Origin of the sequence: Lautropia mirabilis, assembly GCF_900637555.1 — a bacterium.
GTDB classification, from domain to species: Bacteria; Pseudomonadota; Gammaproteobacteria; order Burkholderiales; family Burkholderiaceae_E; genus Lautropia; species Lautropia mirabilis.
In genome coordinates this window covers 2,927,925-2,952,106 of sequence record NZ_LR134378.1, presented here as the reverse complement: position 1 = coordinate 2,952,106, position 24,182 = coordinate 2,927,925, and the positions used below count along the sequence as shown (strand labels likewise).

Genomic DNA, 24,182 nt, shown 5'->3' with positions numbered 1-24,182 from the left:
ACACGGTTTTTGCCGGACTTCAATACCCTGCGTGCAATGTTTGGCATCGAGGGCATTGGGGAGCCATCCGGGCCCTGGTCAGGCCCGGGAGGATCTCATACCTTGGCAACATCCGGCGCCGTGCGGCAGGCCCGGGGATACCTCATGCCCTGGCCGCATCCCGCGCCGCGCGGATGGCGTCGCGGGTGGCCACGGCTGTCTTTCGCGCCTGGTCCGCAAAGTCGGTGCCCTTGCCGGCGTACAGGATGGCGCGTGACGAGTTGATGACGAGCCCGTACCCATCGGCATCCAGGCCCGCGCGGACGGTGGCGTTCACGTCGCCGCCCTGGGCACCCACGCCGGGCACCAGCAGCGGCAGCCGGGGCGCCAGTGCCCGCACGCGGGCTAGCTCGTCGGGGAAGGTGGCACCCACCACCAGGCCCAGCTCGCCGTTCATGTTCCAGGGGCCGGCGGCCAGCCTGGCCAGGTGTTCGTAGAGCTTCTCGGGCTGCGCGCTGGAGGCCGTGTCGGAAGCTGACTGGCGCGGGGACGGTGCTCCAGAGGGCGTCCCGGTCGCATCCCCGGCGGGCAGCACGGACAGGGCCTGCAGGTCGTTGCCGCCCGGGTTGCTGGTGCGGCACAGCAGGATCAGCCCGCGGCCAGCCCATTCGAAGTAGGGCTCGATGGAGTCGAAGCCCATGAAGGGCGACAGCGTGAGCGCGTCGGCCTTGAAGCGGTCGAAGGCCTCCACGCCGTACTGGCGGGCGGTACTGCCGATGTCGCCGCGCTTGGCATCCAGGATGACCGGAATGCCGGGGTGCTCGGCATGGATGTGTGCGATCAGGCCGGCCAGCACGTCTTCAGCGCCCTGGGCGGCGAAGTAGGCGATCTGCGGCTTGAAAGCGCAGACGGTGTCGGCGGTGGCGGCGATGATCTCACGGCAGAAGCGGTCGATAGCGTCCGGCCCCGTGCCCAGATGGGCAGGGATGCGTGCCGGATCGGGGTCCAGCCCCACGCACAGCATCGAGTCGGCGGCCTGCCAGCGCTGGCGCAGCGTGTGGGTGAAACTCGGGGTCGTGTTCATGGCGGTGGCGGGTCTCAGGCGCGGGTCTTCTCGAAGTCCTTCAGGTAATCCACCAGCGCCTGCACGCCTTCCAGCGGCATGGCGTTGTAGATGGAGGCGCGCATGCCGCCCACGGAGCGGTGTCCCTTGAGGTTGGCCAGCCCGCGTTCGGCCGCGCCCTTCAGGAAGGCGGCGTCCAGCGCCTCGTCGGCCAGTGTGAACGGCACGTTCATCCACGAGCGGTCTGCCTTGGCCACGGGATTGCGGAAGAAGCTGCTGGCATCCAGCGTGTCGTACAGCAGCCGGGCCTTTTCCTCGTTGCGACGGGCCATCTCGGCCAGGCCGCCCAGCTTCTTCAGCCACTGGAACACCAGCCCGGCCAGGTAGATCGAGTAGGTGGGCGGGGTGTTGATCATCGAGTCGTTCTCGGCCTGCTTGCCATAGTCCAGGATGGACGGCATGGTCTTGCGGGCACGGCCCAGCAGATCCTCACGGATGATGACCAGCGACAGGCCCGCCGGCCCGATGTTCTTCTGGGCGCCGCCGTAGATCATGCCGTAGCGGCGCACGTCCAGCGGCCGCGACAGGATGTGCGACGAGGCATCGGCCACCAGCGGCACGTTGCCCACGTCGGGCGTCTGCTGGAATTCCACCCCGCCGATGGTCTCGTTGCCGCAGATGTGGACATAGGCGGCTTTCGGATCCAGCTGCCAGGTCTCGCGTGCCGGCAGGTGGGTGTAATTGTCGGCCTTGCTGCTGGCGGCCAGCCGCACGGTGCCGAAGCGCTGGGCTTCCGAATAGGCCTTGCCGGACCAGACACCGGTGTCGATGTAGTCGGCGCTGCCGCCTTCGGGCAGCAGGTTCAGCGGCAGGGCAGCAAACTGCAGCGTGGCGCCACCGGCCAGGAACAGCACCTTGTACTCGGCCGGGATGTCCAGCAGCTCGCGCAGGTCGGCCTCGGCCTGGGCCTGGATGCCCATGTAGTCCTTGCCACGGTGGCTCATCTCCATCACCGACATGCCGGTGCCGTGCCAGTCGGGCATTTCGGCGGCAGCCTGGGTCAGCACGGCCTCGGGCAGCACGGCCGGACCGGCACTGAAGTTGAAGAGCTTGCGCATGGGAAGACTCCTGCGGGGCGGAAAACGAAAAGGGATGTCGAAAGGGCACACCCTGACATGGGCGGGCCCTGAAACGGGTGCGCACTATTCTAGTCGCAGCGCCTGCTGCCACCCAGTCCGCGAACGCGGGTGCTTGGGCAGCCTGCCGGGTGGGCGGGCGCTGCAAGGCGGTGGCGAGGACAGGCTGGCGGGACGGGTCTAGCTGACGGGGATGACAGGAATGGCACGTCGCAACGAGGGAAAGGCCCGCCTACTGTACAACGTGCTGGGCGCCCGCGGCTGCTTTCGCAATGCGGTGGTCAAGTGGGGGCGCGCAGGATGGCGGGACAGCGCAGAGGGGGCTGTGTATCGCCATGTCATCACCATGAAGCGGCTTGTTTCCGCTTTGTTTCGGGTGTCGGCAGGCGGCCTTCATGATGCGTTGTGGGGGGCGTGACCGTGCCGGAGCGGCATCGTCATGCCGATGAACGGCGGGTGGTGAATTGACGCCCTGCGCCGTGATCGGGTGATAATTTGCGCGTTTCATCGAACACCGCGGCCCGATGCCGCCAGGAGAACAGCATGTCGACAGTTTTTGATCGCACGGCCTCGGCCCAGTCCCTGACGGTGCAGGCGCGGCCCCAGACCGGTACGGGACGTGGCGCCCGTCAGGCCGTGGTGACGGCCGTGGCCGTGGCCCTGCTGGTGGCGGGATGCGCCGGCATGGACGACACCCAGCGGCGCACGGCCGCCGGGGCGGGCATCGGCGCAGCCGTTGGTGCCGCCCTGGGCGGTAATGCCGCCGGTGGCAAGGGCGTGCGCAATGGTGCGCTGATCGGTGGCGCCATCGCCGGTATCGGCACCTACATCTGGTCGCGCCAGATGGAAGAGCAGAAGCGCGCCATGGAAGAAGCCACGGCTGGCACCGGTGTGCAGGTGACGCAGACCCGCGAGAACCTGCTGCAGCTGGACATCCCCAGCGACATCTCGTTCCGCGTTAACAGCGCGGCCATCCTGCCCAACTTCCAGCCGATCCTGGATCGCTTTGCGCAGACGCTGGTGGCCAACCCGGCCACCACGGTGCAGATCATCGGCCACACCGACAGTACCGGCACCGATGCCATCAACAACCCGCTGTCGGTCAACCGTGCGGCCAGCGCGCGTGACTATCTGGTGGCGCGCGGCGTGCAGGTCTCGCGCATCATGATCGATGGCCGTGGCAGCCGTGATCCGATCGCCGACAACAGCACGCCGGCCGGTCGTGCCCAGAACCGCCGCGTGGAAATCTACGTGGGTCAGGCCGCCAGCCCCGAACAGCAGCAGCGTGCCGGCCAGTATGGCAATGGTCAGAACGGCCAGTACCAGGGGCAGGGCCAGAACGGTCAGTACAACAATGGTCAGTACAACCGTCAGGGCGGCCAGTACAACACGGGCTACCAGGGCGGTCAGCGCAGCAGCTATCAGCCGCAGCGCGGTGCGGGCCAGTGGAGCCAAGACGGCAGCTATCAGGGCGGCGACGGCTACACGCAGACCATCCAGTAAGTCACAAGGGCCTGCATGAGCCTCGGGCCGCACGGTCCGCAGTCTGTCCATCGTGACGGGCTGCGGACGCTTTCATTCACCCCTCCCCATCCACCCGGTCTGGTTGCTGCCGGGAAAGCGTCGCCGAATGTCGTTCGGTTCCGATGCTTTTCCGCGGTTGCCGGCCGGGTCATTCGTTTTCATGAAGGATAGATCCACCGCCGGCAGCCACCACGCTTCGGGCAAGAGCGCCACCGACAAGACGGGCTCCGACCGGGGCAACCCCCAGCTGGGCATCGGCTTTCTGTACCGGGAACTCTGGCGCTTTGCGGACGGGCGGCGCAGCACGCTGATGTGGGCGGTGCTGCTGCTGATCGGTTCGCAGGGTTTCAAGCTGGCCGTGCCGGCACTGGCGGGTACCGCGCTCAACACGCTGCAGGCGCAGGGGCTGGCCGGACTTTCGCAGGCAGCGCAGATGGTGGCGCTGGTGTTTCTGGCCACACTGGCCAGCTGGCTGATGCACGGCCCGGGCCGCATTCTGGAGCGCAACGTGGCGCTGGTGGTGCGCCAGCGCGTGTCCACCGACCTGATGGAGCGGCTGTATGCCGCACCGCTGGCCTGGCACGAGACCCAGCATGGCGTGGAGACGGCGCACCGCGTGCAGCAGACCACGCGCGCGCTCTACGACTTTGCGCAGAGCCAGTTCATCTATCTGCAGAGCGTGGTGCGGCTGGTGGGGCCGGTGGTGGCGCTGTGGCTGATCTCGCCCTGGGTGGGCGTGGTGGCCGTGGTGGGCTATCTGGTGCTGGCGGCCATCATCGTTGCCTTCGACAAGGTGATGATGCGTCTGGCGCGCGAAGAGAACGCCGCCGACCGGGAGTACTGGGCCAGCCTGTCCGATGGTCTGGTGAACGTGCTGTCGGTGCTGGCGCTTCGGTTGCAGCGCGGCGTGCTGAAGCTGGTGGAGACGCGGCTGGATGCCGTCTTTGCGCCGGTTCGTCGTGCCATCGTCTACAACGAGGGCAAATGGGCCACGGTCGATCTGCTCAACTGCGTGCTGTGGATCGTTCTGCTGTCGCTCTACGTCTGGCTGTCGATGCAGGGCATGGTGCCGGCCGGGCCGGAGGTGCAGGCTGCCACTGATGCAGCCGCCGGTGCTGCGGGCAGTGCCGCGTCGGCGGCAGACGGCGCGGCCGAAGGCGTGCGCATCGGCAATCTGTTCATGGTGTACGAATATGCGCTGCAGGCTGGCAGCGTGATCACCGGCGTGGCGGCGCACTTCCAGTCGCTCACCCGGCAGAAGGTCGATTACACCAGCGGCGACGAGATCCGTGCGCTGCCGCTGCCGGCCGAGAAGGTCGCTGCCGTTGGCAGTCCGGAGGCCGCAGCGATTCCGGAAGACTGGCAGCAGCTGAAGCTGTCTTCTGTGGTGTTCGAGCGCCAGCCCGCTGATCCGTCCAACCCCGAGGCGGTGGGCGGTTCGCTCACCGGCATCGACCTGCAGCTGCAGCGCGGCAAGCGCTATGCGCTGGTGGGCCCCAGTGGCTCGGGCAAGACCACGCTGTTGCGCTTGCTGGCCGGCCTGTATGCGCCGTCGGCGGGGCAATTGCAGGCGGATGGCCAGGGCCCGCTGCCGGCAGCCGCCGTGGCACCGGCGCTGCGCTCGGTGGCCACGCTGTTGCCGCAGGATGCCGAGCTGTTTGGCGGCACGCTGCGCGAGAACCTGGCCATGGCCGATGCCGTGGGGGGCAATGCCGAAGCGGCTCAGCGGACCGGGGACAGTCACTATGCCCGCGCCCTGGAGACGGCCCAGGCCAGTGCCTTCGTGGCGAAGATGCCGGGCGGGCTGGATGCCAAGGTGACGGCTCGCGGAGGCAACCTGTCGGGCGGCCAGCGTCAGCGGGTGGCCATTGCACGCGCCCTGGTGGCGGCCGAAGCCAGCAGCCTGCTGTTGCTGGACGAGCCGACCTCGGCGCTGGACCCGTCCACTGAGGCGGCGCTGATCGAGTCGTTCTTCGAGGCACGCGCCGATGCCACCATCGTGGCGTCCATTCACCGCCCGTCGCTGCTGCCGAAGTTCGATGCGCTGATCATGGTGGAGGCCGGTCGCGTGGTGGCAACCGGACCGCTGGGCACGATCCACTCCGATTCACCGCAGCTGGCCGCCTTCCTGAAGCAGGGCGAAGAGGCTGCGGCGTCGATGAAACGGAAGGGGTGATGGTCAGAGGCCGGGATGACGCACATGTGCATCCTGCGTCGGCATCCGGGGGCGTCGCTGCATCCATCACCGCAAGCGGGCGATGGTGTGGCCGGGGCAGGAGGGTGCACGGCAGTAGAATGGGCTCACACGGCCCGCCCCATCCGGGTCCTGCCTTCACGGTGCACACCGTCCGGGCGTCCGGGTACCTGGGCGGGCTGCTCCATCATCCCTTTGCAAGGAGAACACGATGATCCAGTTCAAGCTTCCCGACATGACCTGCGGCCACTGCGAAAAGACCGTGCGTGCCACGGTGGCGCAGGTGGATGCGGACGCCAAGGTCACGGTGGACCTGGGCACGCATCAGGTCAGCATCGACGGCAAGGCCGATCGTGAGACGCTGGCCCGGGCGCTGACCGAAGCAGGCTACCCGCCGGCGCAGTAAGCCAGGCGCATTGCCGGCCGTCCCGGCTGGCAAGAGTGGCAGGGCGTCAGACTGCCGGGCTCAGCGGCTGTCGGGGCCGGTAGGCCTCGCGGCGTGCAGTCCTTTCAGATGGAAAGACGGAAGGCCCGCAAGGTCTGCGTTGCATGAAAAACGGCCGGCACCCCCGAGCAGGAGGCGCCGGCCGTTTTCATGGGGCGTTCCGACGTGCCCGGATAGCCCGAGGCGTCAGCTCAGCCAGTGCACGATCATCGGAGCGATGATGGCGGTGATCAGGCCGTTCAGGCCCATGGCCAGGGCTCCGAAGGCGCCGCCGACTTCCGAGAGCTGGAAGGCGCGGGCGGTGCCGATGCCGTGGGCTGCCAGACCCAGGGCGAAGCCGCGCACGGCATCATCCTCGATGCGCAGCAGCTTGAACACGGCCGGCGCCACGATGGCGCCGAAGATGCCGGTCAGCAGCACCACGGCCATGGTGAGCGAGGGCGAGCCGCCCAGGCTCTCGGCAATGGCCATGGCGATTGGGCCGGTGGCCGATTTGGGCGCCATGGCCACCAGCACACCCTGGCTGGCTCCGGCGACCCGGCCCAGACCCCAGGCCCCCAGCACGGCTATCAGACTGCCTACCAGCAGGCTGGTGAGCAGCGGCCCGGCCAGGCGGGTCAGCGGCTTGATCTGGGCGTACAGTGGAATGGCCAGGGCCACCGTTACGGGGCCCAGCAGGAAGTGCACGAACTGTGCACCGGCAAAGTACTTCTGATATTCCACCCCGGTGAGCTTGAGCAGGCCCACCACCACAATGACGGCCAGCATGATGGGGTTGGTGAGCGGGTTGCCGTGGCAGCGGCGGTGGATCCAGACGGCGATCTGGAAGGCCACCAGCGTGAGCAGCAGCCCCAGCAGGGGGCTGGCCGAGAGGTAGGTGCGGACCTCGTCGTAGTAGTTGTGCGGACCGTAGATCACGACTCAGTCTCCTCGTTCTGGCGGTTGCCGATGAGTTTCTGCAGCAGCCAGGCCGTGATGGCGATGACCAGCGGGGTGCCCACGAGCACGCCCAGCAGGATGGGCAGCCATTCACGCTCCAGTGTGCCGAAGTGCAGCATGATGCCGGCGCCGGCGGGGATGAACAGCATGGACAGATATTGCAGCAGCTGGCGGCTGGTCTCGCGAAGCTCCGGCGAAGGGCCTTCGCGGAAGATCAGGGTGATGAAGAGCAGCAGCATGCCGATGACAGGGCCCGGGATGTGCAGGTGAAAGACTTGAGTGATGATTTCGCCGACCAGTTGATAGGCCAGCAGCAGCGTGAATGCGCCGAGCATGGGGATGACAGCCTGTTGTTGTTCGGAGAAGGAAGGACTCCGAACGGGAATGCCGTCATCAAGGGAAGATCGCTGCCGTGCCGAAGGGGCGGGCTGGACCTTGCCGGAAAAGGTGCCAGGAACAGGCCCATTCGGAGGATCGCTGCGGGACGGCGCTTGTTCTGTCCGTCCCAAGGGGCGGTATTATCCGCCTCCGGTCCCGGGCCTGTGGGGCGCCTGGCGGCCATGGGGGCCGTCTGTTGCTTTGCAGCATCGGATATGACCTGCCGTGATGACGACCATAGCCCGGGCATGGGTCATGCGCCTTCACGGGGCAGGGCCCCGGCCTTCATCGATCATTTCAGACGGAGCTTTCAAGAACGATGCGCACGACGAAGGATCGCATTCGCCACCTGGTGCTGTTTGAGGTGACGGCGCTGCTCATCCTGGTACCCATCGGTGCCGTCTTCTTCGGCTTCGATCCGTTCGAGATCGGTGCGTTGGGCGCCTCCACGGCAGCCATTGCGGCGGTCTGGAACTATGTCTACAACCTGGGCTTTGACCGGATACTGAAGAGGCTGACCGGCTCGGTGCACAAGCGCATGCGCGTGCGGGTGCTGCACGCACTGCTCTTCGAGGGCGGTCTGGTGGTGATGCTGGTGCCGTTGATCGCCTGGTGGCTGGACATCAGCCTGTGGGAGGCGCTGGTGGCCGATATCGCACTGGTGGTGTTCTACGTGGTGTTTGCCTTTGTCTACAACCTGGCCTACGACCACATCTTCCCGATCCCGGAAGGTAAGGCAAAGCCCGCTGACGGCAGCGCCGGACGCTGAGTCCGGCTCATGGGGCCTGCCATCCGGATGGTCAGGCCCCGGCACTTCCCCGCTCAGGCCCTCATGAAGGTCAGCGCGCGCGCATCGAAGTTGCGCAGGTTGGGCAGCGCCTCAAGCAGCTGGCCGTCCGAGAGCCCGAACCAGCGCCCCAGGGCAGCGGCATACTGCTCCACCGAATAGCGGGGTACCAGCCGGCCGTTCACGTCTTGGCCGACATCCCGTCCGAATGCGGGGAACTGGCCATACAGCCGCCCGCCCTGCACGGCGCCGCCCACCACGAAGTGATGGCTTCCCCAGCCGTGGTCGGAGCCCGAACCATTGGTGAGCATGCTGCGGCCGAAGTCCGAGGCGGTGAACAGCGTCACCTGATTTTCCATGCCCAGGATCTTCATCTGTTCCACGAAATGTGCCAAGGTCTGGTCCACCTGCTCCAGCAACCGGCTTTGGATCCCTCTCTGACCGCTGTGGGTGTCGAAACCGCTCAGGCTGATGAAGAACACCTGGCGGCGCACGCCCAAGCGCTGCTGGCTGGCGATGATGCGTGACACCGTCCGCAGCTGCTTGATGAGCGGGTTGGGATTATTCCCACCACGGAGGTTGGGGACAGCCAGAAGGCGCGAGTCATTCTCGTCGATCAGGCTGTCGCTCATGGTTCCCTGGTTGTCCAGGGTGCGCTTGTACAGTTGCTGGTAGGTCTGGACCAGCAGGTTAGGGTCTTTGTTATCCATCCGCAGGATCTTGCGCAGCGGCTCGCCACCATTCTGCACGCCACCCAGGTGCCGATAGGCCAGCGTGACGCCGATAGGGCCGGCGAGCGGCACGCTGTAAGGCGAGACGCCGTCGCCCCTTAGCCAGGCAGCTGCGCTGCTGCCGGTGTAAATGGCGCTGAAGGACGACATGGTAGGGTCGGAGACGTTGATGAGTTTGCCGACCAGGTTGCCCCCCCAGCCGCTGCGGCTGCCTTCGGGCGAGAAGGTCTGCCAGGTGGATTGCTGGTCGTTGTGCGAGAACAGCCGGTCCGGGAAGCGCCGCAACAGGCGACGGTATTCATCCGGGGTGATGGGTTCGATAAGCGGCCCCACATTGGCCACCACGGCCAGCTTCTTCTGGTTGAAGAGCTCGCGCGTCTGGACCAGGGCCGGGTGGAGGCCCAGCGTCAGCCCCCGGTTGCCGAAGGCAGCCAGGTTGTCGGGGCTGATGGGCAGCAGACCGCCGGCCGATCCCGGTTCGGGCAGGCCGATGCTACCGCCGCGCAGCGTCTGGTAGCGGTCCCAGGAGCCGCCGTTGGTGGCCACCACGGTGTTGGCCTGATCGTTGCCTCCGTACATGAACAGGCAGATGAGGGCCTTGTAGTCGTCGCTGGATGCACTCTGTGCAGCGGCGGCCCCCATGTTAGCCAGGTCCAGCGCAAAGCCGCCGGAGGCGGTCAGCGCCAGGCCCAGGCCTGATTTCAGCAGCTGGCGACGGCCCTGGTCGGTACCGCCATGGTCATGATCGTGAGAGTGGTCGTGGCTCATTTCAGTACCAGATAGTCAGGGGAGAGCAGGGCGAGATACAGGGCCAGTGACACGCGCTCGCGGTACATGTGGCGCATGTCGTAGCTTGGGGGCTTGGGCACGACTTGCGAGACAGCAGTGCGGATGATGTCGCGGGTGTCGGACTGCATCTGGCCGTTGAGCAACAGCATGTCGATCTCGTCAAGGAGCTGGTCGACGTTGTTGGCCTTGGCAATCAGCGGTTGGAGGTTGAATCTGATCTCGCGTGCCATGCCATTGGTGGCGGGTTCCCCCTCCGGGTGGGGAATCATTTTGCCCAGGCCCACGATGTAGATCGAGGTGCCACCCACGAAGCGGTTCAGGTAGTCGGCATAGCCGGCCACGCTGCTTTCATTCAGGATCTGCATCTCGGGGGCCACCAGCTTTTCACGTGCGATGGGCGTGCCTGCCGGCGAGTAGCCCGGGCGGTAGAAGTTGAACACCGAGGGCGCACGCATGGCGGTCTGGTTCAGTTCGCTCGGTGCATTGGTGGGGCCCATAGTCCAGTAACCGCTTCTCGAGCTGGCTTCGAAGGCGCGCATCAGGTGGGTGAAGCGCAGCACCGGCTCGCGGATGCGACCGAAATCGGGCTGCTTGCGGGCGTGGGCCCCCCGGGCTTCCTCATCCAGCAGCACGGCGCGGATCACGGCCTTCATGTCGCCACGCACGCCCTGGCCGTTGTTGTTGAAGGCACTGGCCACACGCCGCACGTAGGCGGGCGAGGGGTTGCTGGTGACCAGACGCTGGATCAGCTGCCGACCGATGAAGGGGCCGACGTTCGGGTGGTCGAAGAGGGTGTCCAGCGCCAACTTCAGATCGGCCATGGTGCTGGACTGGCCTTCGGCGATGGTGGTGCCCAGGAAGCGCTTTTCCAGGGTGGAGTGGTACTGGTCGTAGGCCACCATCGGTCGCGTCTCGCGCGCGTTGGTGTTGGCGGCGCAGTTGCCTGCGCGGACGAAGCACTCATGGGTCAGTTGTCCGCCGTTCCAGCTCAAGCCGGTGAAGACGCGGGCCAGGCCGATCACGTCGTCATTGCTGTAGGTGGGAATGGGATTGCCCCCAGCATCCTTCTTCGCCGTGCCGTCCAGGTTCAGTTGCTCAAGCCCGATGGTGAAGAGCTGCATCACTTCGCGGGCGTAGTTCTCGTCGGGCGCCTGGGTGATCTTGCCGGTCGAGTCAAAACGTTCCTTGCGGTTGCCGATGTACGTCAGGTACATGCCCATCATGGGGTGCATGGTGACGTCTTGCAGCAGCTGGCGGAAGTTGCCAAAGGCGCCGCGGACCAGCGTGTCGTAGTAGCTGACCAACCCCTTGGGGTATTCGCCGACCACTCCGGCGGACGACACCACGAAGATCTGCGACAGCGCGAAGGCCACGCGCTGGCGCAGCTGGTCCTGCTGAATGGTGGAAACCCACCAGGCGTTGTGGGCGTCCTCCAGTTCCGAGACATTTTTGTTGCCCTCGGGCCCCCTTCTCTGGCGCCAGTACCGCATGGCGTTCAGCAGCGAGAAGGGCGGACGCAAGAACTGCGCCTCGATCCATTCATTGGCAGTCCTGCCGGTGAGGGCCTTGATGTCCTTCGGGTTGGAACCGTAACTGGCCTGAGCCAGGAAGCGGCTCGCCTCGGCTGGCGTGGAGAGCGTCCAGCGCCGGTAGCCCGATGCGGCCGCTGCAGCCTGAGATGACGAGCTCGATGTCTGCGCACCCGGGCGGCCCGCCTGCGAGGGGCCAGCCTTCGTCCGATCATGGGCCCGCAGGCCCGTGGTGTCGGTGCTGTTCAGGCCGATCTGCCCGCTGTTGCCGGATTCGTCCCCACTGCCGCCGCAGGCTGCCAGTGTCAGGGCCAGGCCGGCTGCCAGCAGGGTGTGTTGCCACGAGGGCAGAGACCGCGAGGATCGTGCCTGTGTGGCCTGAGCCGTGATGTGGGCCGCGGTAGGGGTTGGTGGGAAGAGGGAGGAGCCAGTTGGCAGTGGCCGTCGGTCGACGGATCCCAGAGGTTCTGTGGGCATCGTTTTGTTGTTGTGAAATGGACACGGTGTGCCGGCGATTGACATTGTAACTTATTTGTCACCGTGTGTGACAAATGGTCTTGACTGTCTTTCAATTCGACGTGGTTTCGGGATCGTGAGGCGACCGGCCATGCTCTGCCGGCGCAGGAATGGCGCGGACGTGGGGCAGGGCCCCGGCCTTCATCGATCATTTCAGACGGAGCTTTCAAGAACGATGCGCACGACGAAGGATCGCATTCGCCACCTGGTGCTGTTCGAGGTGACGGCACTGCTCATCCTGGTACCCATCGGTGCCGTCTTCTTCGGCTTCGATCCCTTCGAGATCGGTGCGCTGGGGGCGTCCACGGCGGCCATTGCGGCGGTCTGGAACTATGTCTACAACCTGGGGTTCGACCGGATACTGAAGAGGCTGACCGGTTCAGTGCACAAGCGCATGCGCGTGCGGGTGCTGCACGCGCTGCTCTTCGAGGGCGGTCTGGTGGTGATGCTGGTGCCGCTGATCGCCTGGTGGCTGGACATCAGCCTGTGGGAGGCACTTGTGGCCGACATCGCACTGGTGGTGTTCTACGTGGTGTTTGCCTTCGTCTACAACCTGGCCTACGACCACATCTTCCCGATCCCGGAAGGGAAGGCGAAGCCCGCTGGCGGCAGCGCCGGACGCTGAGTCCGGTTCATGGGGCCTGCCATCCGGATGGTCAGGCCCCGGCGCTTCCCGTTCAGGCCTTCATGAAGGTCAGCGCGCGCGCATCGAAGTTGCGCAGGTTGGGCAGCACCTGCAGCAGGTTGCTGTCCGAGAGCCCGAACCAGCGGCCCAGGGCAGCGGCATACTGCTCCACCGAATAGCGGGGCACCAGCCGGCCGTTCACGTCGTGGCCGACATCCCGTCCGAACGCCGGAAACTGGCCATACAGCCGTCCGCCCTGCACGGCGCCACCCACTACGAAGTGATGGCTTCCCCAGCCATGGTCCGTGCCCGAACCATTGGTGAGCATGCTGCGGCCGAAGTCCGAGGCGGTGAACAGCGTCACCTGATCTTCCACGCCCAGGATCTGCATCTGTCGCACGAAATGTTCCAGGGCCTGGTCGACCTGCACGAGCAGCCGGTTCTGGGTGGTCTTCTGGCCGCCATGGGTGTCGAAGCCGCCCAGGCTGACGAAGAACACCTGGCGCCGCACGCCCAGGCTCTGCCGGCTGGCGATGATGCGCGACACCATCCGCAGCTGCTCGATGAGCGGATTGGCGCCGCCGCCACCACGGATGCCGGGCACGGCCAGCAGGCGCGAGTCCCGCTCGTCGATCAGACCGCTGCGCATGCGCTGCTGGTAGTCCAGCGTGCGGCGGTACAGTTCGTTGTAGGTCTGGGCCAGCAGGTTGTCGTTGCTGCGGGAGATCGACAGGATCTCGCGCAGCGGACGGCCACCATTGTGCACGTCGCCCAGATGCCGCTCGGTCTGCACGAAGCCGATCTGGCCGGTGAGCGGCACGCTGTACGGTGAGACGCGGTTGCCCGTCAGCCAGGCGGCTGCACTGTTGCCGGTGGAGATGGCGCTGAAGAACGGCGCACCGGGGTTGTAGGCATCCGCCAGCATGCCGGCCAGGTTGCCTCCCCAGCCGCTGCGGCTGCCTTCGGGCGAGAAGGTCTGCCAGGTGGACTGCTGGTCGTTGTGCGAATACAGCCGATCCGGGAAGCGCCGCGACAGGCGGCGGTATTCGTCCGGGGTGATGGGCTCGATGAGCGGCCCCACGTTGGCCACCATGGCCAGCTTCTTCTGGTTGAACAGCTCGCGCGTCTGGATCAGGGCCGGGTGGAGCCCCAGCGTCAGCCCCCGGTTGCCGAAGGCAGCCAGGTTGTCGGGGCTGACGGGCAGCAGGCCTCCCGCCGATCCCGGTTCGGGCAGGCCGATGCTGCCACCGCGCAGCGTGCGGTAGCGATCCCAGGAGCCACCGTTGGTGGCCACCACGGTGTTGGCCTGATCGTTGCCGCCGTACATGAACAGGCAGATGAGGGCCTTGTAGTCGTCGCTGGACGCACTCTGTGCGGCGGCGGCTCCCATGTGTGCCAGGTTCAGCGCAAAGCCGCCGGATGCGGTCAGCGCCAGGCCCAGGCCTGATTTCAGCAGCTGGCGACGACCCTGGTTGGTACCGCCATGGTCATGATCGTGGGAGTGGTCGTGGCTCATTTCAGCACCAGGTAGTCAGTGGACAGCAGGGCAAGGTAGAGGGCCAGCGAGACGCGCTCGCGGTACACGCGACGCATGTCGTCGTTGTTGCGCTTGGGGACGGCTTCCGAGACGGCGCGGTGGATGATGGTTCGGGTGTCGGACTGCATCTGGCCGTTGAGGAACAGCACGTTGATCTCGTCCAGTAGCTGATCGACATCCTTTGCCTTGGCGATCAGCGGTTCGAGGTTGAACTTGATCTCGCGTGCCTGGCCGCCGCTGTGACGTTCACCATCCGGGTGGGGGATCATGTCGCCCAGACCCACGATGTAGATCGAGGTGCCACCCACGAAGCGGTCCAGGTAGTCGGCATAGCCGGCCACGCTGCTTTCCTGCGTGATCTGCATCTCGGGGGCCACCAGGCCGGCGCGGGCGACGGGCGTGCCCGCCGGCGAATAGCCCGGACGGTAGAAGTTGAACACCGAGGGCGCGCGCATGGCGGTCTGGTTCAGGTTGCCCGGCACGTCGGTACGGCCGATTCCCCAGTAACCGGTGCGCGAGCTGGCCTCAAGGGCGCGCATCAGGTGGGTGAAGCGCAGCACCGGCTCGCGGATGCGGCCGAAGGAGGGCTGCTTGCGGGCGTTGTCGCCCCGGGCTTCCTCATCCAGCAGCACGGCGCGGATCACGGCCTTCATGTCGCCGCGCACGCCCTGGCCGTTGTCGTTGAAGGCGCTGGCCACACGCCGCACGTAGGCGGGCGAGGGGTTGCTGGTGACCAGACGCTGGATCAGCTGCCGACCGATGAAGGGGCCGACGTTCGGATGGTTGAAGAGGGTGTCCAGCGCCACCTTCAGGTCGGCGGTGGTGCGGGACTGGCCTTCAGGGATGGTGGTGCCCAGGAAGCGCTTTTCCAGCGTGGAGTGGTACTGGTCATAGGCCACCATCGGTCGCGTCTCACGCTCGTTGGTGTTCTCTGCGCAGTAGCCCGCACGGAAGAAGCACTCGTGGGTCAGCCGTCCGCCATTCCAGCTCCAGCCGGTGAAGACGCGCGCCAGGCCGATCACGTCGTTGTTGCTGTAGGTGGGAATGGGCCGGCCCTGGGCATCCTTCTTCGGCGTACCGTCCAGGTTCAGCTGCTCCAGCCCGATGGTGAAGAGCTGCATCACTTCGCGGGCGTAGTTCTCGTCGGGCGCCTGCGTGAGCTTGCCGGTCGAGTCGAAGCGCTCCTTGTGGTTGCCGATGTGCGTCAGGTAGACGCCCATCATCGGGTGCAGCGTCACGTCCTCCAGCAGCTGGCGGAAGTTGCCGAAGGCGTTGCGGGCCAGCATGTCGTAGTAGCTGGCGATCCCTTTCGGGAAGTGGCTGACATCGCCGTTGGTCGACACCACGAAGATCTGTGACAGCGCAAAGGCCACGCGCTGGCGCAGCTGGTCCTGCTGGACGGTGGAATACCACCAGGCGTTGTGGGCGTCGGTCAGCGTGATGGCCTTGCCGCTTCTTTGCTGCCAGTACCTCATGGTGTTCAGCAGCGAGGTGGCCGGACGCGAGAACTGGGCCTCGATCCATTCGTTGGCGGTCCTGCCGGTCAGGGCCTTGATGTCCTTCGGGCTGGAACCGTAGCTGGCCTGAGCCAGGAAGCGGCTGGCCTCGGCCGGCGAGGTGAGCGTCCAGCGCGGATGGTTCGATGCCGCCGCCGTGGCCGCCGGCCGCGAGGACGCCCCGGTGTTCTGTGCCCCCGGACGACGCTGGCCCGCCTGCGTGGGACCGGCTTTCATGCGGTCATGGGTCTGCAGCTCGGCGGTGTCTGCACTGTCCAGGCCGAGGCGCTCGCCATCGCCGGATTCGCCTCCGCTGCCTCCGCAGGCCGCCAGCACCAGGGTCAGGCCGGTTGCCAGCAGGGTGTGCCGCCAGGAAGGCAGGGACCACAGGGCTGTCCGTGCGGCAGGCGTCGTGGTGTCGGTCAGGGGACGGATCGGGTGGGAGGAGGGCGTGCCGACTGGCAGCAGGCCGCGGTCGATGGATCGCAGAGGTTCTGTGGGCATCGGGCGTGTGTGTTGCGAATTAGGTACAGTGTTCAGGCTACCGATAGTGTAACTTTTTTGTCACTTTATGTGACAAATGGTCGTATCCGGCCGTTGGCTGGACAGAGGCGGAGGGCGCGAAGCGATTTGCCATAGCCTGTCGGGGTGGGCGTGCGCGGATATCGGGGGGCTGGCGAGAGGTACGGCGGTAAACTGAAGCAGGATGTGACATTCGGCACGCTGACAGGCGGCAGGATGTCAACTGGTCGGTTCCGACTGGCCGCCCGGCGAATGGCGGCGGACGGGCAGTGGCGGTAAGCTGATCCTTCCTTTCAACTGACTCCCGTGGGGGGATCGTCGGATCATGAATGCACGTTCAGTTTCCCTGTTGGCCCTGTCGGTGTTGCTGGGGGCGTGTGCCGCCCAGCAGCAGGCTGTCGATTCCCAGGCGGGCAAGCCTGTCCGTGTCTGCACCCAGGACGAGGGCTGCAGCGATCAGGCGCGCAGCGAGGCCGGCCGCAAGCCGGTGGCCGAGCCGGTGACGGAAGAAGAGGCCCGCATTGCCGTTCTGGAGAAGCAGGCCAAGGCCGACCCGCGCGCGGCCTTCGACCTGGCGCTGCGCTTCTTCCGGGGCGACGGTGTGCGCCGTGATTCCTACAAGGCGCTGACCTGGATGCGTGATTCTGCCGAACGGGGCAACACGAAGGCGCAGGTGGCGCTGGGCCGCCTGTACCTGAGCGGCTTCGAGGAAATGGGCTCTGATCCGGCCGAAGCCGAATCGTGGCTGCTGGCCGCTGCCGGCAAGGGCGATCCCGAAGCGAAGAAATTGCTGGAAGAGGCCCAGAAGGCCAAGAAGGATGAGGTGGAATACCGGCGCTGGGTGAATACCCACCGGGCGCTGTGGATGGGTTACTGGTGGAATGCCTACCACTACTACACGTACTGGCAGGCAGGGTACTGGTACTACTACTGATCTCGACCGTGTCGTGAACGACGCTCTGTTTGACTCCTGACGAAAGGATTTTCCCGATGGTTGCGAAGAAACTTCTGCAAGGCGCGCTGGCGCTGACTTCGGTGGCCGTGCTGGCCGGCTGTGCCCAGATGGGCGGTGGCCACATCACCAAGGGCAACAGCCCCAGCGATGCACGCGGCGGCGCAGCCGGCAGCTCCAGCGTCAATGCCAACTCGTCGTTGGAGCGTTGCGATGCGCCGCTGGGCACCATCGCCATGGACGACGGCCGTGACAAGGACTGGTACGACGCCTTCGGCTCTGCCACCAAGGTCACGACCATCGAGCCGCTGCTGCGGCTGGCCGTGCAGCAGTCCAACTGCTTCGTGATCACTTCCATCGGCAACAGCCGCACCGAGGCGCGCCTGGCGGCGATCACCGACAAGCAGCGCAACTCGGGTGAATTCCGTGCCGGTTCCAAGCAGCACAAGGGCCAGCGCGTGGCGGCCGATTACCTGATGGAGCCGGCCATCATCATCGACAACGATTCCACGGGCAAGGTGGCCGGGGGCCTGGCAGGCTTCCTGGGTTCTGGCCTGGGCGCCCTGGCCGGCTCGCTGGAGTCGAAGGTCTCGGTGGTTACGCTGTCGTTGTACGACATCCGTTCGGGCGTGCAGATCAGTGCTTCGGAAGGCAATGCCTCGGCCACCAACTACGGTGCCGCCCTGGGCATGCTGGGTGGTGGCGCAGCCGGCGGCCTGGCGGGCTTCTCGCGCACACCGGAAGGCAAGGCCACGGTGGCTGCCTTCATGGACGCCTACAACAACATGGTCATCTCGCTGCGCAACTACAAGGCGCAGCAGGTCAAGGGCGGCCTCGGCCGCGGTGGCGTGCTGAAGGTGGGTGACTGAGCTTCGGACGCCGAACCGGGCATCGATCCGTTGGATTGGCAGACTGTCTGCCGCCACGGATTGAGCCTCCCGTTCACGATGAAGGCCCCGTCATGACGGGGCCTTTCTGTTTGCGGCATTGAAAAAGGCCGTGTACCGAACCGCCCGAAGGCGGCCAGGTACACGGCCTTTGTGTTGCCAGTGGCAGGAAGCGGGCCCGGGGACGCCGGGGCAGCAGAGAGGTTTCTGCTGCCTGGGTGCCTGACGGGCCCGTTTCCGGGCCGGGCGGGACTTACATGTCCATGCCCATGCCGCCCATGCCACCCATACCGCCCATGCCACCCATCGGGGAGGCCGGCTTGTCTTCCGGAGCCTCGGAGATCAGGGCGTCGGTGGTCAGCAGCAGGCCAGCGATGGAGGCGGCGTTCTGCAGCGCGGTGCGGGTCACCTTGGTGGGGTCGACCACGCCCATTTCCACCAGGTCGCCGTACTCGCCGTTGGCGGCGTTGTAGCCGAAGTTGCCCTTGCCCTCGGCCACTTTGGCCACGATGACGCTGGCTTCTTCACCGGCGTTGGTGACGATCTGGCGCAGCGGCTCTTCGACGGCGCGCAGAACGATCTTGATGCCGGCTTCCTGGTCGGGGTTGCTGCCCTCGATCTTGGCGGCAGCCTTGGCACGCAGCAGGGCAACGCCACCGCCGGGCACCACGCCTTCCTCGACGGCAGCACGGGTGGCGTGCAGCGCGTCTTCCACGCGGGCTTTCTTCTCTTTCATTTCCACTTCGGTGGCAGCACCGACGCGGATCACGGCCACACCACCGGCCAGCTTGGCGACACGCTCCTGCAGCTTCTCGCGGTCATAGTCGCTGGTGGCTTCCTCGATCTGGGCACGGATGGCCTTGACGCGGTTCTCGATGGCCTTGGCATCGCCGGAGCCGTCGATGATGGTGGTGTTTTCCTTGGCCACTTCGACGCGGGCAGCGCTGCCCAGCTCTTCGATGGTGGCTTTTTCCAGCGACATGCCGGTCTCTTCCGAGATGACGACGCCGCCGGTCAGGATGGCCATGTCTTCCAGCATGGCCTTGCGACGGTCACCGAAGCCCGGAGCCTTGACGGCGACGGTCTTCAGGATGCCGCGGATGTTGTTGACGACCAGGGTGGCCAGGGCCTCGCCCTCGATGTCTTCAGCCACGATCAGCAGCGGACGGCTGGCCTTGGCAACCTGCTCCAGCACCGGCAGCAGATCACGGATGTTGCTGATCTTCTTGTCGCACAGCAGGATGAACGGGCTTTCCAGCACGGCAACCTGGCGATCCGGGTTGTTGATGAAGTAGGGCGACAGGTAGCCACGGTCGAACTGCATGCCCTCGACCACGTCCAGCTCGTTGCTCAGCGACTTGCCGTCCTCGACGGTGATGACGCCTTCCTTGCCAACCTTCTCCATGGCGTCGGCGATGATCTGGCCGATCTCTTCGTCGCTGTTGGCCGAGATGGTGCCGACCTGAGCGATTTCCTTGCTGGTGGTGGTGGGCTTGGACTGCTTCTTCAGCTGCTCAATCAGGGCGGCGACGGCCTTGTCGATGCCACGCTTCAGGTCCATCGGGTTCATGCCGGCGGCCACGTACTTCATGCCTTCGCGGACGATGGCCTGGGCCAGCACGGTGGCGGTGGTGGTGCCGTCACCGGCGTTGTCGCTGGTGCGCGAAGCCACTTCCTTGACCAGCTGGGCGCCCATGTTGGCCTGCTTGTCCTTCAGCTCGACTTCCTTGGCCACCGAGACACCGTCCTTGGTGACGGTGGGGGCGCCGAAGGAACGCTCCAGCACCACGTTGCGGCCCTTGGGACCGAGGGTGACCTTGACGGCGTTGGCCAGGATGTTGACGCCTTCAACCAGCTTGGCACGGGCTTCGTCGCCGAAATTGACTTGTTTTGCTGCCATGTGTGGAAACTCCTGAGTTCTTTGAATTCTGTCGGACGGGGGTCAGTCTTACTGGACCACGGCCATGATGTCTTCTTCGCGCATCACCAGCAGCTCCTCGCCGTCGACCTTGACGGTCTGGCCGGAGTACTTGCCGAAGAGCACCTTGTCGCCGACCTTGACGGCCAGCGGACGGACCTTGCCGTCATCACCGATCTTGCCGTCGCCGACGGCCAGCACTTCACCCTGGTCGGGCTTCTCGGCGGCGTTTTCCGGCAGCACGATGCCGGAAGCGGTCTTGCGCTCGTTGTCGAGGCGCTTGATGATGACGCGGTCGTGCAGGGGGCGCAGTTTCATTCAGTTAACTCCTGAACAAGGATGAAAAGGGATGGATGGTTTGTCCCGAAGGGGGGCGGTCCTGGCCATGGGCGGCTGCCGGGTGGATCGGGCCGCTTTCCCGGGCCAGGAGGCACCGGTCGGGACGGGATGTCATCGAAGCTGGGGACGGCCAGCCAGAAGACAAGAGCCGAAAGCAAAATTTTTTTGCCGATCCTGGCACTCGTGGCAGGAGAGTGCTAACGCGCAATGATAGACAAGGCGACACGGCCGATGCAAGCCGATGGACGGCGGAAAGCGCCATGGGCGGGGTCGTGTCATCCGGATGGGGCGAACACCCGGTCGGAATGTTGCGTCGCTGGCCGGCGGCGGCCGTTTCGTCGGGGCGGGCCGCTCGTTCGTCCCGCCATGGCGCATCGCGCGGCCTGCACGGCGCACCATGCCCACTTTGCACATTCCTGTGGCAGGGGCGGGACGGTGATGGGTGAGGGGCGGAGGCCGGGCAGTGGTGGCAAGGACCATCGAGGACAGGGCGGGGGGCCGCGCCTGAAGGGTGGCGTGCTGGCGGCCGGGCTGCTGCTGGCGACCGGGGCACTGGCTGCAACGACGACTTCATCAACTGCGGGGGCTTCTCGCGCGTCGGGCGGCATCGCCCTGTCGGCCTCGAAGCCCTCGGAGCGTGCAGATGCAGGGGCCCAGGCCATCGCCGGAAAGGCAGTGGCCGGACAGGGGCCGCAACGGCTCACAGGCGGAGCCATTCCGCTGACGGCCCTGAAAGGGGTGGCGGCACCCCGTGAAGGCCTTCAGGTCGCTGCGGCCACACGTTCCGCGACAGGGGCTGCTTCGGCCGGAAGCATGACCGATGCGATGCAGGTCGCGTTGCTGGACTGGCCCCGTACCGATACCGGTGGGCGTGCTTCCATTTCGGGCGAGGCGATGACGGCACTGGCCGTGCAGCAGCTGCTTCGTGCGGGCATTGCCGAGGCGGACTTCGGCATGGCCATTGTGCCGCTGAAGGGGGCCGGGGCATCTCCGGTTCCGCCAGCAGGGGCTTCATGGACCCCGGCAGCACCCATCGAGCATCGGACGACCGAGGGAGGCGCGGGATGGCAGCACGCGGGTGTCGGCGTTCGGGATGGCCGTGTATTGACCGAGGGGCGCTCATGGCCGAACCGCCCGGAAGCCGATGGAGCGTTGGCAGAACAGGCATCGGATGAGCCGATGCTGCGCGTGATGCATCAGGCCGAGCGGCCGTTCAACCCAGCTTCCACGATGAAGCTGGTGACGACCCATGCGGCGCTGTCGATGCTGGGACCGAACTATCGCTGGACGACGCGCTTCCTCACTACAGGCCCGATTCGGGACGGGGTGCTGCAGGGCGACCTGATCCTGCAGGGCGGCGGCGACCCGCATCTGGTGATCGAGGATCTGCATGCGCTGATGGCGGACCTGCGGGCGCAGGGGCTGACGACGATTCGCGGCGACCTGGTGGTGGATGATGCACGCTTTGCGGTGGGGCCGGCCGATGGGGAAGCTTTTGACGGCGATGCCTCGCAGGCCTACAACGTGCGGCCGTGGGCGGCCCTGACCAATTTCAAGGCCAGCAAGCTGGTCATCGACCCGAAGAAGCGCCAGCTGGCGCTGGAGCCGCCGCTGGCCGACGTGCAGCTGCGCTATGACGTGAAGGTGCTCAAGGGACGCTGTCGGACCGGGGGCACACGGCTGGGCGTGCAGGACGGTGCGACGGCTGCCGGGCGCCCGGTGGTGTCGGTGAACGGCACTCAGGTGCGCGCCTGTGGGTCGCAGCAGTTCTATGCGGCGATGCTGGATCACCAGCAGTTCCTGCACGGCATCTTCAAGGCGGCCTGGAAGGACATGGGCGGCCAGTTCACGGGGCGCACGCGCATCCAGCCGGGGGCGGCGGCGCGTGGTCGCCCACTCTATGCCTGGCAGTCCACGCTGGACCTGGGTGAGGTGGTGCATCACATCAACAAGTTCAGCAACAACGTGATGACGCGGATGTTGCTGCTGGAAATGGCAGCGGCCAGCGGGCAGGGCGCGCTGCCCCCGGATCGTGCCGGCCAGTGGCTGCACCAGTGGTATCGCGGCCAGGGGCTGGCGCTGCCGTCGCTGGTGATGGAAAACGGCTCCGGGCTGTCACGGCAGGCGCGCATCTCGGCCGGTGACATGGTGGCATTGCTGGCCCGTGCGGCTGGCAGTCCCACGGCGCCCTGGTTCGAGGCTTCGCTGCCGGTGGTGGGCATTGATGGCACGATGAAGACGCGGCTGCGGATGGATCCGGTGGCGGGTCAGGCGCAGATCAAGACCGGCACGCTGCAGAACGTGCGGGCCATCGCCGGCTACGTGACGGCGGCCTCAGGCAGGCGCTACGCGCTGTCGCTGATGATCAACGGCAAGTACCCGGCCGAGCGTGCGCTGCATGCGCAGGACGAGCTGCTGCGGTGGGTGTATCGGCACGGGTGAATCCCGTCCGTCTGTCGCATCTTTCCGGATGCTCATGCAGCGGCATCCGGTGACAAGCAGCGGCATCCGGCATTTCATGACGTGCGACGCCCCATGGTCATGAAAGGGCAATTTCTCCGGCAGGACAGCTTCGAACGCTACCATGCAGCGGTATTCGATGGCTTTTCTCTGGAGGGATGCATGAAGAAAGAAGAAAGGGTCCAGCGCATGAAGCGTCGCCTGATCGGTCTGGAAGGACCGCTGGACGAGGCGCAGTGGCATGAGGTGGATCGCGTCCTGTCCGGCACAGCTGCGTACACTTTCTCCATGACTTCTCTGCTGTCGCTGCTCAGCCTGATCTGGGACGCCTATTCGCATCAGCGCGTGACGGTCTCGTTCGGAACGATGGCGCTGTTTGCCCTGCTGATGGGTCAGAGCGTGTTTGTGTTGTGGGGCATCCGCGGAAACAAGGCATTGCGCCAGCCGCCCTTGTCGGCGGACGAGCATTCCGAACGTCTGCGCACCTTGAAGAAGCAGTCGATTCTGAGTGGTGCAGGCTGGGGTGTGGGGATGCTCGTGCTGATGCATGGGGTCCTTCCCTGGGCCGCGGGCATGCCGGTCAAGATGAATGCCGTCTTCATCGTGATCTGGCTGCTGGGAGGCGCTTTCTTTGGTGGCATGATGTATCTGGTTGGCCGGCGCAAGCTGGGGAAAGTGTAGGCAGGGTGAAGGATTTGTCCGCCTGATCCTTCCATGTCTGACAGGAGAACACCATGAAAACCTTGATCATCAATGCCCATCCCGACCCGCACGCTGCCGAAGCTGCGACCAACCGCATGGTGCAGCATCTCGTGGCCAGGCTGCCTGCGGGAAGCACGGAAATCGTCAATCTGGCGGAAGCCGATATTCAGCCGCTGGACAAGGACATGCTGGATGCGATCGTCCATACCGTGTTTCAACGGCAGCAGCCCGATTCCGGGCAGCGTGCGCTGCTGGCGCGTTCCGGTGAGGTGATTGCGCAAGTGAAATCCGCGCCGCGCCTGGTCATTGCCTATCCGCTGTACAACCTGGGCATTCCCGCCCGTCTGAAGGATTGGCTGGACAACATCGTCATGGCGGGGCAGACCTTTCAATATGACGAAAGCGGTACCCCGAAGGGGCTGATGGGGGCCCACAAGGTGCTGCTCCTGCAAGCCAGCGGCAGCGTGTACAGCACCGGTCCGATGGCGCAGATGGAGTTCAGCGTTTCCTACCTGCAGACCCTGCTTGGTGGTCTCCTGGGATTTGCCAGTGTGGACGCCGTCCGTGCCGAAGGCACGGCGCTGCCTGCGGGGCCGGAGGCTGCCGTGCAGCGTGCGCTGGCCGGGATCGATGCCCGGCTTGAGGGGTTCCTGGCGGATTAGAGGGCGCCCGATGGGGTGTGCTGGAGGCTCTGGACGTGCGGAGGGCGTCAGGTTGTCGATGCGCTTCGCATG

The 24,182-nt window shown here is 65.9% G+C and carries 19 protein-coding genes and 1 pseudogene; 10 read left to right on the top strand and 10 right to left on the bottom strand.

What is annotated here, in order from left to right:
* Positions 1-142 precede the first annotated feature (142 nt).
* Entirely contained in the window at positions 143-1,063 is a 921-nt protein-coding gene (pyrF, locus tag EL249_RS12120; RefSeq protein WP_005671952.1) for an orotidine-5'-phosphate decarboxylase, read from the bottom strand.
* Positions 1,064-1,077: 14 nt separating this feature from the next.
* Positions 1,078-2,160 (bottom strand): 3-phosphoserine/phosphohydroxythreonine transaminase, encoded by a 1,083-nt coding sequence (gene serC / locus EL249_RS12115; RefSeq protein WP_005671953.1) that lies wholly within the window; start codon positions 2,158-2,160, stop codon positions 1,078-1,080.
* 561 nt (positions 2,161-2,721) lie between these two features.
* Here serC and EL249_RS13875 point away from each other — a divergent pair.
* The 3 genes and pseudogenes from EL249_RS13875 to EL249_RS12100 all read left to right on the top strand — a co-directional run.
* Positions 2,722-3,462 (top strand): annotated as a pseudogene (locus EL249_RS13875) (YiaD family glycine zipper/OmpA-like lipoprotein); the annotation flags it as partial.
* Positions 3,463-3,862: 400 nt separating this feature from the next.
* Complete coding sequence (locus EL249_RS12105; RefSeq protein ID WP_169311646.1) at positions 3,863-5,878, top strand: ATP-binding cassette domain-containing protein; 2,016 nt, start codon at positions 3,863-3,865, stop codon at positions 5,876-5,878.
* Positions 5,879-6,107: 229 nt separating this feature from the next.
* Positions 6,108-6,302 (top strand): heavy-metal-associated domain-containing protein, encoded by a 195-nt coding sequence (locus EL249_RS12100; RefSeq protein WP_005671957.1) that lies wholly within the window; start codon positions 6,108-6,110, stop codon positions 6,300-6,302.
* A gap of 225 nt (positions 6,303-6,527) precedes the next feature.
* On the opposite strand, the gene EL249_RS12095 is transcribed toward EL249_RS12100, so the two are convergent.
* Together EL249_RS12095 and EL249_RS12090 are read right to left on the bottom strand one after the other, a co-directional pair.
* On the bottom strand, positions 6,528-7,259 hold the full coding sequence (locus EL249_RS12095) for an LrgB family protein (RefSeq protein WP_005671959.1): 732 nt from the start codon (positions 7,257-7,259) through the stop codon (positions 6,528-6,530).
* Entirely contained in the window at positions 7,256-7,615 is a 360-nt protein-coding gene (locus tag EL249_RS12090; protein ID WP_005671960.1) for a CidA/LrgA family protein, read from the bottom strand. The genes EL249_RS12095 and EL249_RS12090 overlap by 4 nt, the downstream gene beginning before the upstream one ends.
* A gap of 362 nt (positions 7,616-7,977) precedes the next feature.
* On the opposite strand from EL249_RS12090, the gene EL249_RS12085 reads away from it, so the two are divergent.
* Complete coding sequence (locus tag EL249_RS12085) at positions 7,978-8,427, top strand: PACE efflux transporter (RefSeq protein ID WP_005671962.1); 450 nt, start codon at positions 7,978-7,980, stop codon at positions 8,425-8,427.
* A 53-nt stretch (positions 8,428-8,480) separates the two neighbouring features.
* On the opposite strand, the gene EL249_RS12080 is transcribed toward EL249_RS12085, so the two are convergent.
* A complete protein-coding gene (locus EL249_RS12080) occupies positions 8,481-9,944 on the bottom strand; it encodes a DUF1501 domain-containing protein (protein WP_005671964.1) in 1,464 nt (487 codons plus the stop codon).
* Complete coding sequence (locus EL249_RS12075; protein ID WP_005671966.1) at positions 9,941-11,971, bottom strand: DUF1800 domain-containing protein; 2,031 nt, start codon at positions 11,969-11,971, stop codon at positions 9,941-9,943. Before EL249_RS12075 ends, EL249_RS12080 begins: the two co-directional genes overlap by 4 nt.
* Positions 11,972-12,185: 214 nt before the next feature.
* Here EL249_RS12075 and EL249_RS12070 point away from each other — a divergent pair, with 214 nt between their 5' ends.
* The gene (locus EL249_RS12070) at positions 12,186-12,635 is read left to right on the top strand and encodes a PACE efflux transporter (RefSeq protein WP_005671968.1); all 450 of its coding nucleotides are present in this window, start codon (positions 12,186-12,188) and stop codon (positions 12,633-12,635) included.
* Positions 12,636-12,687: 52 nt separating this feature from the next.
* On the opposite strand, the gene EL249_RS12065 is transcribed toward EL249_RS12070, so the two are convergent.
* Positions 12,688-14,151 carry a DUF1501 domain-containing protein gene (locus tag EL249_RS12065; protein ID WP_005671970.1) on the bottom strand — a complete coding sequence of 488 codons (1,464 nt, stop codon included), beginning with the start codon at positions 14,149-14,151 and terminating at the stop codon, positions 12,688-12,690.
* Complete coding sequence (locus EL249_RS12060) at positions 14,148-16,172, bottom strand: DUF1800 domain-containing protein (RefSeq protein ID WP_005671971.1); 2,025 nt, start codon at positions 16,170-16,172, stop codon at positions 14,148-14,150. Before EL249_RS12060 ends, EL249_RS12065 begins: the two co-directional genes overlap by 4 nt.
* Positions 16,173-16,515: 343 nt before the next feature.
* On the opposite strand from EL249_RS12060, the gene EL249_RS12055 reads away from it, so the two are divergent.
* Both EL249_RS12055 and EL249_RS12050 read left to right on the top strand, forming a co-directional pair.
* Complete coding sequence (locus EL249_RS12055; protein WP_005671973.1) at positions 16,516-17,124, top strand: tetratricopeptide repeat protein; 609 nt, start codon at positions 16,516-16,518, stop codon at positions 17,122-17,124.
* A 56-nt stretch (positions 17,125-17,180) separates the two neighbouring features.
* Positions 17,181-18,011 (top strand): CsgG/HfaB family protein, encoded by an 831-nt coding sequence (locus EL249_RS12050; protein ID WP_005671974.1) that lies wholly within the window; start codon positions 17,181-17,183, stop codon positions 18,009-18,011.
* A gap of 271 nt (positions 18,012-18,282) precedes the next feature.
* Here the strand turns inward: EL249_RS12050 and groL are convergent, their stop codons facing one another.
* Together groL and groES are read right to left on the bottom strand one after the other, a co-directional pair.
* Entirely contained in the window at positions 18,283-19,929 is a 1,647-nt protein-coding gene (gene groL / locus EL249_RS12045; RefSeq protein WP_005671977.1) for a chaperonin GroEL, read from the bottom strand.
* A 48-nt stretch (positions 19,930-19,977) separates the two neighbouring features.
* Positions 19,978-20,265 (bottom strand): co-chaperone GroES, encoded by a 288-nt coding sequence (gene groES / locus EL249_RS12040; protein WP_005671978.1) that lies wholly within the window; start codon positions 20,263-20,265, stop codon positions 19,978-19,980.
* Between the two features lie 387 nt (positions 20,266-20,652).
* Between groES and dacB the strand changes: the two genes are divergently transcribed.
* The 3 genes from dacB to EL249_RS12025 all read left to right on the top strand — a co-directional run bounded on the left by dacB (position 20,653) and on the right by EL249_RS12025 (position 24,110).
* Entirely contained in the window at positions 20,653-22,728 is a 2,076-nt protein-coding gene (gene dacB, locus EL249_RS12035) for a D-alanyl-D-alanine carboxypeptidase/D-alanyl-D-alanine endopeptidase (RefSeq protein ID WP_169311647.1), read from the top strand.
* A 180-nt stretch (positions 22,729-22,908) separates the two neighbouring features.
* Complete coding sequence (locus tag EL249_RS12030) at positions 22,909-23,427, top strand: DUF3278 domain-containing protein (protein ID WP_169311648.1); 519 nt, start codon at positions 22,909-22,911, stop codon at positions 23,425-23,427.
* Positions 23,428-23,480: 53 nt separating this feature from the next.
* On the top strand, positions 23,481-24,110 hold the full coding sequence (locus EL249_RS12025; RefSeq protein ID WP_005671983.1) for an FMN-dependent NADH-azoreductase: 630 nt from the start codon (positions 23,481-23,483) through the stop codon (positions 24,108-24,110).
* Positions 24,111-24,182 lie beyond the last annotated feature (72 nt).